The organism is Chitinophaga fulva, assembly GCF_012927205.1.
Classification (GTDB): Bacteria; Bacteroidota; Bacteroidia; order Chitinophagales; family Chitinophagaceae; genus Chitinophaga; species Chitinophaga fulva.
On sequence record NZ_JABBGC010000001.1, the window covers coordinates 927,176 to 940,456 of the forward strand.

The 13,281-nt window shown below is 47.7% G+C and carries 9 protein-coding genes and 3 tRNA genes; 3 read left to right on the plus strand and 9 right to left on the minus strand.

All coding sequences use genetic code 11. The annotated features are described in order from the left end of the window. Nucleotides 1-17 precede the first annotated feature (17 nt). A complete protein-coding gene (gene pth2 / locus HHL17_RS04015) occupies nt 18-413 on the plus strand; it encodes an aminoacyl-tRNA hydrolase (protein ID WP_169223491.1) in 396 nt (131 codons plus the stop codon). On the opposite strand, the gene recB is transcribed toward pth2, so the two are convergent. The 9 genes from recB to HHL17_RS04060 all read right to left on the minus strand — a co-directional run bounded on the left by recB (nt 410) and on the right by HHL17_RS04060 (nt 11,846). Further along, entirely contained in the window at nt 410-3,823 is a 3,414-nt protein-coding gene (gene recB / locus HHL17_RS04020; protein WP_169223492.1) for an exodeoxyribonuclease V subunit beta, read from the minus strand. The genes pth2 and recB overlap by 4 nt on opposite strands. Before the next feature lie 3 nt (nt 3,824-3,826). Beyond that, entirely contained in the window at nt 3,827-7,033 is a 3,207-nt protein-coding gene (gene recC / locus HHL17_RS04025; RefSeq protein WP_169223493.1) for an exodeoxyribonuclease V subunit gamma, read from the minus strand. Between the two features lie 2 nt (nt 7,034-7,035). After that, the gene (recD, locus tag HHL17_RS04030) at nt 7,036-8,865 is read right to left on the minus strand and encodes an exodeoxyribonuclease V subunit alpha (protein ID WP_206155907.1); all 1,830 of its coding nucleotides are present in this window, start codon (nt 8,863-8,865) and stop codon (nt 7,036-7,038) included. A 99-nt stretch (nt 8,866-8,964) separates the two neighbouring features. Beyond that, entirely contained in the window at nt 8,965-9,171 is a 207-nt protein-coding gene (locus HHL17_RS04035) for a YwbE family protein (protein ID WP_078669488.1), read from the minus strand. Between the two features lie 51 nt (nt 9,172-9,222). Further along, the gene (locus HHL17_RS04040) at nt 9,223-10,317 is read right to left on the minus strand and encodes a slipin family protein (RefSeq protein WP_169223494.1); all 1,095 of its coding nucleotides are present in this window, start codon (nt 10,315-10,317) and stop codon (nt 9,223-9,225) included. Between the two features lie 539 nt (nt 10,318-10,856). Then, a tRNA-Tyr gene (locus HHL17_RS04045) sits at nt 10,857-10,943 on the minus strand. Nucleotides 10,944-10,947: 4 nt separating this feature from the next. After that, nucleotides 10,948-11,020 (minus strand) — tRNA-His (locus HHL17_RS04050). Nucleotides 11,021-11,029: 9 nt separating this feature from the next. Then, nucleotides 11,030-11,102 (minus strand) — tRNA-Ile (locus HHL17_RS04055). A gap of 489 nt (nt 11,103-11,591) precedes the next feature. Then, on the minus strand, nt 11,592-11,846 hold the full coding sequence (locus HHL17_RS04060; RefSeq protein WP_169223495.1) for a hypothetical protein: 255 nt from the start codon (nt 11,844-11,846) through the stop codon (nt 11,592-11,594). Nucleotides 11,847-12,124: 278 nt separating this feature from the next. Between HHL17_RS04060 and HHL17_RS04065 the strand changes: the two genes are divergently transcribed. Continuing rightward, nucleotides 12,125-12,337: a helix-turn-helix transcriptional regulator gene (locus HHL17_RS04065; protein ID WP_169223496.1), complete on the plus strand. Its 213-nt coding sequence runs from the start codon at nt 12,125-12,127 to the stop codon at nt 12,335-12,337. 637 nt (nt 12,338-12,974) lie between these two features. Further along, a complete protein-coding gene (locus tag HHL17_RS04070) occupies nt 12,975-13,250 on the plus strand; it encodes a hypothetical protein (RefSeq protein WP_169223497.1) in 276 nt (91 codons plus the stop codon). Nucleotides 13,251-13,281: the final 31 nt, after the last annotated feature.

Sequence of the window (13,281 nt, forward strand, 5' to 3'; positions counted from 1 at the left end):
AATAATTATTACAAATTATGCCGTCTAGAATTGTCAAACAGGTCATCGTCATGCGCAAAGATCTGAATATGCGAAAAGGGAAAATGATTGCGCAGGGAGCCCATGCCTCTATTGCTTTTTTGACCCGCGAAGCGAGTATTGAAGGGAATATTTTACAGACCAATATCCGTAATCCGGAAGAAGTGCAGGAGTGGTTCACCAAAGGGTTTACCAAGATTTGTCTGTCGGTGGATTCTGAGGAAGAGCTGGTCCGCGTTTATCAGCAGGCGGTGGAAGATGGGCTGAATGCCACGCTGATCACCGATTCGGGGCTGACAGAATTTGGTGGGGTGCCTACTAAAACCTGTTGCGCTATCGGTCCTAACCTGAACACAGAAATTGACAGAATTACCCAAGACCTCAAGCTGCTTTAATACCGGTGGCTTTTGGCTGTCAGCATGTCTTCTATGAAAGTGATGGTGTCAAGGTCAGGGCGGGCGGTAAAGATGCCGTAGTTGCCATTGTTACGGATACCACGTACGAAGCAGTAGATCACGCCGCCAAAGTGCTTGTGGTAGTCGAAATCGGGTAACCTGCTTTCGAGGTATTTTTTCACTGCCACGGTATAGATCAGGTATTGCAGGTGGTAGTTGTTGTCGTTCATGGCTGCTGCCAACGCTGCCGGTGCATAATCTTCCACATGGCCGCCCAGGTAGTTGGACTTCCAGTCGAGAATATAATACCGGTGGTGATGCTCAAAGAACAGGTCAATCTTCCCGTTCATAATGCCTTCCAGCTCCTGGTTCCTGTCTTCAGAAAAACGTTTAACCGTTACCGTTAATTCGTTGTCGGACAATGTATTCAGCATATTGGCACGGAACAGCGGCACCGGGAAGTCAAATTCCAGTTCGGCGAGGCGTTTGTTCCTGCCGACGGATGCCAGCTGGAAGCCGGTTTTGCCTACTTTGATCTGGGTGTGCATCACGTGTTGCAACAGCTCCTGTAACATCGGCTGGTAGACCTCCTCCTGCCCCGGTACAAAACGGGCGATGGCTTCATTGACCCAATATTCCCATTGACTGTCATCGGAGAAATTCACGTTCTCGAAGATGAAGTGCAGCAGGTTCCCTGTTTTGGCGCCTTTGCGCAGCGTGTTGAATATAAAGTTGTCATATTCGTTTTCCTGTTGGGCACTGCGGATACGGGGCTTCTGCTCCGGTTTGGCGGCCAGCATGGTGTAACTCATCTTGCGCCAGTTTTCCTCCCGGAGGAAGAAAGATACCGGCGCGTTGCCGGCGTTACGGTTGGTTGCCAGCTTGCTTTTGCGGTACCGTTGTTCAGGTTCCTGTGGCAGGCTGTCTTTTGTTTCTATGAGCGCCGGGTCCGGTGGATAATGCCGGAATGCGTCCATAAACTTGGTGAACGAGGACTTATTATTGCTGGTGTTGTTGAACAGATAACACTTATACACGGCGCGGGTAATGGCAACATAAATCAGCCGTCGGTCCTCCTGTACTTGTTGCCTTTGCTGGGCCGCCTTTTGTTCGGGCGAAACCCTTTTGGCTTCAGCATTGATGTAATCCCCGGTATCCGGATCACGGAAGCTGAGGAAATCGCTGTCTGCATTCCTGAAATCCAGGTAAGGCGCCAGTACAATGCGATAATCGAGTCCTTTACTTTTGTGGATGGTAACGATATTCACCGCTTCTTCATCACTTTCTACGCGTTGGGTATACTCATCCCCTTCCACCGGCATGCCGTCGATGCCGCGTTTCAGCCAGGAGATCAGATCGCGCATGGAGAGGTTCTTGCGGTTCTGTACCTGATGCACCAGCTCAGCCAGTTGATAGAGGTTGGTAATGGCGCGTTCGCCGTTTTTGGAGTGATCGCCAAGCAGTACGCCGCGTACGCCAAAGTCGGCGATGAACGTCATCAGTGCGGTGTAGGCACCGTTTTCCTGCCAGAGGTTATGATAGTGGCCGAAGCGGGTAAGCGCTATTTCGTCGTCGAGGTTCAGGATATCCTGTACACTGAAGCCGGTGAAAGGGGATAACAGTGCCCGGTTGATGGTAGAGCGTTCCGGCGTCTCCATGGCTTCCAGCAGGTACAATACATCGAGTGCTTCAGCGGTATTCAGGACTTTGGTGTCATCGATGGTCACTGCCGGAATACCTAACTGGGCCAGCTTTTGTTTGATGTCCCTGCCTTCCTTACCAGTGCGCACCAGGATGCCGATATCTGACGGGGTGATTTCCTGCGTTTTGTCTTTAATGATTTTATAGGCCGGGTCAAGCAGCAGTTGAGCTACTTGTGCAGCCACTGCGCCGGCGATGGTGTCTTTATTTTTGCAGTTGAAGATAGTGATGGGTACTTCTTTCCCTTCGTTGTAATACAGAAAACCCTTGCCGCTTTCTTCGGGGGCCATCACGTCGATATATTGAATACTGTCTTTCTCGCCGGCGAATTCAAACGTATCAAAATTCGGCGTGGGCTTGAAGAATGTATTCATGGCCGCAATCAGGTTTTCCGATGAACGGTAGTTGTGGTTCATGTCGTAGAGATGCCGTACGCTGTTGCGGGCATCGAAGTACGTGAAGATATCTGCTTTGCGCCAGGCATAAATACTCTGCTTAGGATCGCCGATGTAGAACAGGATGGTGTTTTCGCCGAAGGCCCGGTTGAAGATTTCATACTGCTGGCGGTCGGTGTCCTGGAACTCATCCACGAACACAGCTTTGTATTTGTTTTGCAGCGAGGCTATCAGGCCGGGGTTATCCTTTTGAACTAAAGCGAGGTTCAGGTGACTGATCAGGTCATCGTAGTTCAGCATGTTACTGTGCTGCTTATAGGCCTTTACGCCTTCGGCGACTTCCTGTATCGCCAGGCAGTTCAATTGGCGGCGAATGGTATCGATATGTGTGCTGATCATCTCCCCGAAAGCCTCCTGTGCATCTATCAGCTCCAGTATCTCGGGAAAAAGTTCTTTGATATAACCTGATGATCGTCTTTTATTGATAATCCCGGCAAATTCAGCAGGATTATCAATCTTGGGCAGTATATCTTTTTTGGCGTTGGCCTTTGTATTACAGGCTATGATAAGATCTTCCCTGTTTTGAAGAATGTATTCATGCAGGGATGTTTCAGCAGCTGTTTGTTGTTGACGGATGTTGTCCAGTTCTTCCAACCAGCTTTGTTGTTGGGAAGCGGTGATGTAATAACGCTCCCATGGCTGATATCCCAGGTATTTTTTTCCACTGAGATGTTCCTGTAGTATTTTTTGAATATCGGCGCGCATGCTTTCCCGCCACAGCATCTGGAGGATCACAGGATGCAGGGTGGTAACATGTGTGCGCCAGAATTTATTCAGTTCGTTTTCGATGATGGGCGTGGTGTCGGGAACCATTTCTGCGCCGAACAGCTGATCTGTCTCAAATGCAAATTCATTCAGCGTTTGCTGGCAGAAGCTGTGGATAGTGAGCACAGAAGTTTCGTCGAGCAGCAGTACGGCATCACGCAAACGGTGATTGACTTCAATGGCGCCCCATTGGTCTACAGCCTGCAACACCAGGTGAACGATGGTGTCGTCATCCACGGGGTTGCCGAAGCTTACGGTATAAGCTTTACGGATGAAGATCCGGATACGGTCTTCCAGCTCGGCTACCGCGGCTTTGGTAAACGTCACCATCAGGATGTCTTTCACCGATAGCTTTTTCTCCAGGATGAGGCGCAGCACCAACACCGCGATGGAATATGTCTTCCCCGTGCCGGCACTGGCTTCTATCAGGTTACTCCCTTCCAGTGGTACTTCAGTCGCTACGAAATGTTGATATCTGTTCTCCGTCATCGTTTACACATAATAATCAGGGAAAATTTCAGCCAGTGGTACAATCAGCTGTTCACACAGTCTTTTGTAATCAGCCAGTACAGTTTCATCACTGAAAAATCCTTTTTCATATTCCTGGAGGATATAATTATCGTTACAAGGGAACTGATAATTATTCAGTTTTTTCTCCACCAGTTCATCAAATGCTTTGCTGTCAAGATCCGGAAGATCTTTAGGCACGGTGCCGAAATCAGGATAGAAAGGAACGATCTTCCCAAATCCTGATTTATATATTTTCATCAACTCTCTCAAACGGCTATACGCCATTTCTTTTGAGAATCTTGATGCATGGAAAATGGCTTCCTTTTTAGCGCCGGAGATATACTGCATCCCCTGCACTGTGCCCGATGCAATACCGGCGAGGTAACGCACGTAGGCTTCTACCATGTATTTTGTCTCATTCTTTGACCAGGATATTTGTAATAACTGGTCGTTGTAGATATTGTTGATATTGCCTTTCAGGAGCGTACCATCGATATCTGTTTCAAAAGAGGCTTTCTGCTCGGTGCTGCCCTGTGTGGCGTTTTCATACAGCGTACGCACGGGGTGTACCCGCTCTTCTACCTGCTGTATAGCCACAAACGCCATGTTGTTGAGCGGCAGTTGCCCTTTTTTAACCAGCTTTTTCTGTAGCATACGTTTATCCGCTTCCGTTACCGGCAACAACTGATTTTTAATGCTCCATTGCTGGAGATTATCGAGGCTGAACAGTTCCGTGTCGCTAAGCAGGATTTGTTCATCGTTATAATAGATACCTAATACCTTGTTGTAATAAGCTTTGAACGGGTTCTTGAAGAAGCTGACCAGCTCATCGAGGTTTATTTCTTCAAAGGTGACAGGATCAATTTTTTTCTGTTGGTTGATGACCGCCTTTCCTGCGTCTTGGTGGCTGTTCAGGTAACTGTACAGGCGATCGTTGCCCATGCTGTATTTACGGCTGAAGCCTTGCAGGGGCTGCTGTGTAATCAACAGGTCCCGTACTTTTTCTGCGCCGTCTTTTACGCCGGAGATAATATAATCCACCAGCTCATCTACCAGTGCAGAGGGTGGCAAGGGCGTATTGTCTTTGGCATTACGGCCTACATAGCTGACGTAAAGATATTGCTGTGCAGATAATACTGTTTCGAGGAACAGGTGTTTATCGTTTTCTTTCACGTTACGATCTCCGCGCTGCCATTGTTTTTCCATCAGGTTGAAGCTCGACTTGATCTCCCGGCGGGGGAACTTGTCGAAGTTCAGTCCCATAAGCGCCACCACTTTGAACGGGATACTACGCATAGGGATCAACGAACAGAAGGTAATGCCGCCGTTGACGAACAGACCGGCGCGGGTAGTGCCCGTCAGGGCTTGTAGCAGGCTATGGCTGAACACCTCAAAGGCTACCGGTTCCTGCATGTAGTCATTCAGGGAGTGGTAGTCAGTCAGTTGTTTGATAAGGGTGTTATAGTCTTCATCTACTTCTTCCTGTTGTTCAAAAACCAGGCTATGGACCACCTGTTCGGTATATTTCACCCAGTCAGAGATGCTTCGGAGTTTCTTCCGCTCTTCGATGGCCGCCATCAGTACTTCTGCAAAGTGACAGAAGCGGATGGTTTCGTGGGCATCGCTGCCTTCCTGTACATCCAGTGGGAAAAAGCTGTCGTCGCCGTAGCCATACTCTTCTTCCCCGCTCATACAGATACCGTACATGATACGTTGTATGCCGTAACGCCAGCTGACGAAATGGGTTTCTTCTGACTTTTTGCCTTCTATCCCGAAACGGATATTGGCCGCTTCTACGATGCTTCTGAGATGTACCGGATCGTTTAGCCCAAAACGGTTACGGATATAGGAGAAGTCCAGCAGCTGCATCACCGCTTCCGCCGTGAAGTTGTCTTCATTGATCGTAAGCAGTGCGTAGAGGGCGTTGAAGAGGTTATCGTTATCGGTATAACTTTCATCCGCAATCGTGTAGCGGAACTTGTACGGTGCGTTATTGAATACGGCCTTGATGTAGGGAGCGTAAGCATCGATATCGCTCACCATGACCACAATATCACGGGGCGAAAGGTATTCCTGCCGCTGGTCTACGAGGTGAACGAGATAGTTGTAAAGTACTTCCACTTCCCGGGCAATCGTATAGCAGGAGTTGATGGTAATGGAGCCGTCCTGTACATCTTCGAGGCTGAGCAGATGACGGTGGTCTGTGGCTGCAGAGAAGATATCGTGCTGCACTTTATGCAGCAGTGAATCCGGTATCGGTTCTTCGATGCCTATTTCCTCAAAGGCGTTGATAAAAGCATCATACTGGAAAAACAGGCCAAAAGTGTTCTGTATCACACGGCCCCAGCCGGTGAGCAGCGCGTTGCCTACATTGCGCGGATCGCTGGACTTTTGTTCTTCCAGCCCTTTCTGTCGCCAGCGGGCCAGCTGTTTTTCGCTTTTATCATCAAACCAATACACCACTGGTGCAGGATTGATGATGTGAAAATGAATATCTATATAAGATGATAGTTCATGGAGGATCTTGATGTGGTAGGCTGTAATGATGGACAGGCCAAAGAGATGCACCGCCGGCATTTTGGTGGAGAGTCCTGTATGCGGCCCTTTATAGAAAAGCGTTTCGAGGATATAGTTGCCCACCAGTGTTTTATCCGGGAGGGCGCTGCCGGAAACGGCTTTCACCTTTGCCCAGAGCCAGGCTTGCCATTCATCATCTTTCAGCAGCGCAGGATTGGCCAGGCTCCAGTCCTTGATCATCTCAGGACGGTATACCTGGTACTGGTCGAATAAGTCGGCCACTTTTTCAGCCAGCCCCATGCGTTTCAATTCGCTCTCTCCTTCTCCCTCATTAAAATACGTGGCCACTTCGGGGTACTTCTCTGCAAATTCGGGTTCTCCCATCAGCTTAAACAGCAGCCAGCTGAGGTTCTGTGGGGAGAGCACCTGCGTAAAGGGGCCTCCCAGCAACAGGTACAGATGAAAAAGCAGATCGTTGGGCTTCATGAACCGGCAGTTGGCTGCAATGCCCATTTTATAGGCCAGTTGCAGTTTCAGCCAGTTGTTCATCCCTTCCGTCTGGGTGATGATATAATGAGGCTGGAACACGCCGTTGCCTGCGGCTTTCAGATCGTCTGAAAGGCCGGCAGCGAGACTATTGAGCGAGTTCGAAACCTTTAGATATATAGCCATGTTTAATTTCCTGTTTTGACATCCCCGGCCTGTGCCAGGAAGCGGGCGGCAATGCCGGAGGCCCTGGCCACAAAACGTTCTGCGGCAGCGAGGATGACTTCTGCGGAGCCCTGCACGTATACTTTGGTCCGTGCGCGGCTTACCGCGGTATATAGCAGTTCCCTTGTCAGGATGGGCACATCGGCCGCATCGGGGAGCACTACCAGTACCTGTCCGAATTCTGATCCCTGGCTTTTATGGATGGTCATCGCAAAAGCTGTTTCCGCAAGGGTCAGATAACCGGGCAATACGCCTTTTAGTTCACCGTTACTGTCTTCAAACCAGGCCATCAGCACGCCGTTTTCGTCGGGGCGGATGATGCCGGTATCACCATTGAACAACCCGTGTTCATAATAGTTGCGGGTGAGGATGATGGGGCGGTTTTCGTAGAACTCCGCCGTAATCCTGATTTTCCCGTGGTCATGGAGATATCGTTCGATGTCGCGGTTGATGGCGTAGAGGCCCTGTGCCCCTTCCCTTACAGCAACGAGCACACGCTGATCGTTGAGTTTGCGGAGGGCGGTACGGGTATCCGGTTCACGGATGAATGATTCATACCCCGCGATGAATTTTTCAAACAGCGCCACATTGCCGGATTGATCGATGACCACCTGGTCATCGGCGCCGGCGGCAAAGAAGCTGCGGATAGCCGGCTGATCATTCCGGATCAGTGCCTTACTGAATTTACCGATACCGGTATGACCGGTAAAGCGGTGGCTGCGGCGCAGTTCCACGAGATGCTCAAACAGCGGGTGCCGGTAATTCGTTTGTGCCTGCGCTGCCGGTATCTTGCGCTGATCGTCGGAGATGAACCGGTTGATCAGCTGTAGCCTGTCACCGGAGAACATGTTCAGTTTTTCCTGTGCCTGGCACAGGTCTCCGAACAGGCTTCCCGCCTCTACGGAGGCCAGCTGGTCTTTATCGCCCAGCAGGATGAGGCGTGTCTGCGGATGGATAGCATCCAGCAGTTTGGCGAAGAGGGCCACATCTATCATAGAGCACTCATCGATGATGACTACATCATAGGTGAGCGGATTTTTTTTGTTGTACCGGAAATACGGGCTGTTTTTGATGGATTTGAGCAGCCGGTGGATAGTCGACGGGCTCAGGTCCTGAAATTTTCCCGCAATAGCCGGATCTACCGGAATGGTCGTGTTACGCAGACTTTCCGCCATTCTGGCTGCGGCTTTACCAGTAGGTGCGGCCAGCGCCACTTTAAGGGCCGGGTCCGTAGCGTATAGTATCGCCAGCAGTTTAGCCACGGTGGTGGTTTTACCTGTACCGGGACCGCCGGTGATGATGGTGAAATTATTCAATACGCCGGTGATGGCCGCCGCCAGCTGCCAGTCGGCCGGATCATCGCCATCGCGAAGGTTGCTGCCAGCAGGAAACAGCAATCGTATCAGTTCCTGTTGTTGCTCCAGTAGCGCAATTCTTTCAGGCAGCAGCTCTTTTTCGGCTGCCAGGAAGTCATTGATATGTTGCAGGAAACTGGTTTCGTAGCGGTAGTACCGTTGGAGGTACAGTCTGTTTTGAAAGAGCACGAAAGGCTGGGAATCGTTGCCATTTTTTCCTACCAGCGGGACGGTCGTCAGCGGAGCAGCTCCATTTTCCTGGATTTGGTAGAACCCGGGCAGGTTTTCCTGTTCTTCGCTGATGGCGTCGAGGTCGAGGCAGATATGTCCCTCACTGAGTTTTTTAGACAACAGGTAAGCATACGGCTTCAGTACCGGTACTTCGAAATACTCGGCAAACTGCTGGTGAACATCATTGAGGGTGGTTATATTACGCATGTAGATTCGCACTCTTGAAACGTCGTCAAAGTACGACTTTTCTGCGTGATGGGGAACGCCCAATCACCTGATAATTGGTACTTATATGTAGTGGAAATGTCAGTCTTCTTCCGTGACGTTGATTTCAGCGACGCGGCCAACCTGACCGTCTTCCAGGCGGACTTTAATGCCGCGGGAATGAAAGGGGGCGGAAGTGAGGATGTCCTGAACGATGCCGTAGGTGCGTTTGCCGGTACGCTGGTCTTTTTTGAGGATGATCGCTACTTCCAGGCCTGGGTAAATATCGTTTCGGTTACGTCCGTGCATAGTTGAAAAAATTAGAAAAGAGTCAACCGCAAAGTTAACTCTTTTCTAAAACTATTTGCTGATGAAGAGCTGCCGGAGCTGATCTATCAGTACGCCGTTGCCGGAAACACTGATGCTGTTGATTTTCTCCGCGATTTTCTCCACATATTCCATTTCTTTCAGCTTAAACAGCATGGGATTATCTTCCATCAGTTTGGCGGTATTCAGCAAGCTCCTTGTGCTGGCGGTTTCTTCCCTTCTCATGATGATATTGGCCTGCGCTTTTTTCTCCGCTACCAGTACCTGGTTCATGATGTCTTTCACATCGCCGGGCAGGATGATGTCCCGGATGCCGAAGCTGGTGATGGTGGTCCCCAGTGCTTCCGCATTTTTGCTGACAGCCTCCAGGACGAAGGCAGACAGGGCATCTTTTTTCTCCATCAGTTCATCGAAGCCGAGGCCTGCGACGTATTCCCGCAGTGCCAGCTGAAAAAGGACATACAGCTGTTTTTCGTGGTCCTTGTTGAGCAGCAGCGCTTTTTCTATGTTGTCTACCCTGTACTGTGCCCAGGCGTTGATACGCAGCGCAGCTTTGTCTTTGGTCAGGATCTCCTGTCCGTTGATCTCCAGCTGGCGCTGTCTCATATCCACCTTGCTGACGAGGATAGAGATATCATTTTTCCACCAGTAGTAGGTACCGTGAGAGAGGGTTATTTCGTACTTACCATCAATCAGCAGTACTGCCTTCTCGTAGTTCTCCACAACCGTGGACCTTACGAAAGGCGCTACCAGTTTATGGTTCAGCGTAGCGCGATCTATTTTCTCCGTAATGTTCACTTTGCTGAGATCGGCCCTTACGAATTTGTATTCGATCAGGCTTTTCCAGAAGGTATATCTTCCGGTAGTGAGCACTTGTTTCAGCAAACCGTTTTCGTACAGCAGTACGATTTCAGTTTCTTTTACGTCGATGACGTGCAGCGCCTCAGCGAGAACTGCATCCTGCAGGAGGATGTTCAGTTCTACCGGTGCAGTGAAAGCAGTATTGATGTCATACACTTTCACATCTTCGCCAAACAGCCAGTAGCTGCCGGCTTTCAGCATGCGTTGGTATACGCCTCTTTTGAAGACGAGACCGATTTCATACGCATTGATGAGTACCCTTTTCATTGTTTTGTTTTTTGGGGCGGATGAAATAATAAAGCCAGGAGTATGTGACCTTCCCGTTTTCACGGAAACGACTTTCACTTCGTGTGTTCGTCTCTGTTATGGCGGAAGGAAAGTAACAATTGATACGAAAGACACGGATATATACAGCCGTTTGCTGGTGTCCACCGGAGTTGCCGTTGCGCCCTTTTGGCGCGGTGGCGTGGGCATATAACCCTGACTTTTTGATGAGCACTTTTTTAAAGAAGGTGTGCGCTTCTGAAGGATCCTAAGGTCCTTTGCCTGACCATCGGCTTACCCTTTGCGGGGTGGGAATCGAACCCGTTGTTACTATTGCTCTACCAGATGAGCTACTGATTCTTTAAACCAGAGAGGACTCGAACCTCTTACCCATAGATCAAAATACAGCGAACAAATTATGCCGCAACAGCATACAACCAGCTACTACCGTTGCACTGCGGGGCTATGTGAAACCCGCACCTGGTTTGCGTACACAACTATTCCTGCTTCTCTGTCAGAGAAGAATTTACGGCTTGCAGCCTTGGTGTGAGTGGCAGGATTCGAACCTGCTAAGCCCGAAGGCGATGGTTTTACAGACCATTGCGATACACCGTCATCGCAGCACTCACATAAGGGGTAAAGGCGGGAATCGAACCCTGATCCTCCGATCCACAATCGGGTGTTCTGCCGTTGAACTACCTTACCCATTTTTTTGTCGGCCAGACTGGATTTGAACCAGTAACACACTGCATATAAGGCAGCCGCTCTCACCGTTGAGCTACAGGCCGGACTTTTGGGGCAACAAAAAAACCGGTCATTTTACAACGACCGGTTTCAGATTATTTTTGCACAATGATACGTGCAGGGATTTACCGAAGTCGTTGTCGTTTGGGGGCATAATAATGCTTACGGCCTATTGGCTGTAGGCTAAAATGAATATGATATATCGTTAACTGTTTCATGATTTTTTAAATTAAAAAAGCCCCGCAATCTCTTGCAAGGCTTGTGTTATATCGAATTCGTTGATTTAACTATTCTGTAGCATAACATGCCCCGCAACCCGTATGGCCTATATAGCCTGACGCGCTGAATTTTTGTGTATGTGTATACTTTGGATGCATGTTTATGATTTTTTTAACACTACAAAGATGGAGAAAATATTTTAATATCACCAAAATATTTTTTTAATCCTGATAAGAATTTGAGATTTTGGTTTTTGTGAAATTGTTTGTGGTATTGAGTTTTACGTTATTTTAAATTTTCTGTTTGTTATAACGTTAATGATTATACGTAATATTATACACTGCATCGAAGAGTGATAATAACTGGTTGTATGTCAATAATAATTGTGCTCTTTCTGTGGTGTCTTCATAGATTGTATCTTCTGCGGATAATGTTTCCGTTAACCAGGTGTTGAGCGTTTTTCTTACTTCTGATAATGGCATGAGATCGCAGAAGCGATGAAGAGGTATGAAAGGATCGGCTTCTTCTACTGGTGTCAAGTAGGTGAATTGGAAAATGGAAGGGTGCATAACAATGAAGTTTTGGTTTAGCTTAAAAGTATGAATAATTGGCTTTAAAAGCAAATATTGTTGATTGTGAGATTGAATTTTTTGCTTTATAATATGCAATGCGTTAATTTCAAATGCGTTTTAATTGGGCCAGTGGGGAATTGAAATGCATTATTGATAATTGCTTCCTTAATTACAGGAGAGTTTTAAGTTGAACTATAAGGAATTGAAATGTTTGTACTCAAAACTCTGTATTAGGGTTATAGTCATTCTTATTGTACTATGAAGGAATTGAAATTATGAGTGATAAAGTTTATAATAGAATCAAGGCTGTTTTAGCTGAAAAAGGTAAAACGAATAATTGGTTAGCCGCGATGCTAGAAGTTAACAGGACTTCTGTTTCTAAATGGTGCACGAATAAGATGCAACCGACAATTGAGACGCTGTTTGCTATTGCGGAGGCGTTGGATGTAGAGGCAAGAGAGCTGCTAGTAGAAAGGAAGAAGTCTTAACAATCGTCGACTGTCATGGTAAACGGGGAAGTGCCACGCTGAAAAGGAGAGATGGGGAGCTTTAGTTGTATAAAAGAGGAATTGAAAGAGCTTTAGAAAACTACATAACGTATCCATTTATCTAAGATAAGACTATAATATGGGACGAAAAAGACCTCCAAACCCCAATACTGCCTATGGGCGAAAAAGAATACGGGAAGAATACATCCAACGACGTGCAAATATGAGCCCGCATGAGCGGGCGCAGAGTAAGGCCACCGAGACCATTGTATTTATTATTGTTGTTTCAATTTGCATTTTTTTTATTTACTTGATTTCAGGAACAGAAGGAGTATTGAAATGGTTGTCGCATTAGCGAAAATAAAAAAGACATCTAACAGTGCCGGGGGAATCCTACTACTAGCAACAGGCGAAGTTCAGATTCACAGCAGGTATACGAAATATTCTTTCATTGACAGAATATTAGAATTAGGATCTAGAATAGTTAATGACTTGTTTTTGATATAATGTGTAGTCGTTTTTAGTTTAATATTAATTAAGAAAATAAATATGTGATTGCTCCTGTCCTTGCTCCTCTTCTCTACTCCCATTTTTCCCTTAAATTTATACCACGTTTTTAACCCAAAAAGTAACACCAATGTACATCTACAGAACACCTCATCATCCGGAAGGATGGAAAGGTCTGGCCGAGTTTGAAATTCGGGACAACCAGATCTTCACTACTGTTCATCACGCCAGCGGTACGCACACACAACCCTGGTTTGAAATTACCAATGATAAGGTTTATCCGACCGCGTATCACCCCAATGGGCGAAGTTCTTTCCCTTGGTTTGAAATCAACGGAAGCAATGTGAATACGTCGGTAAATCATCCGAAAGGTGTACAGGGATTGCCTTGGTATAAGATACAGTAGGTGTCCTAATGAATAAGAGGTGTTGTAAGAC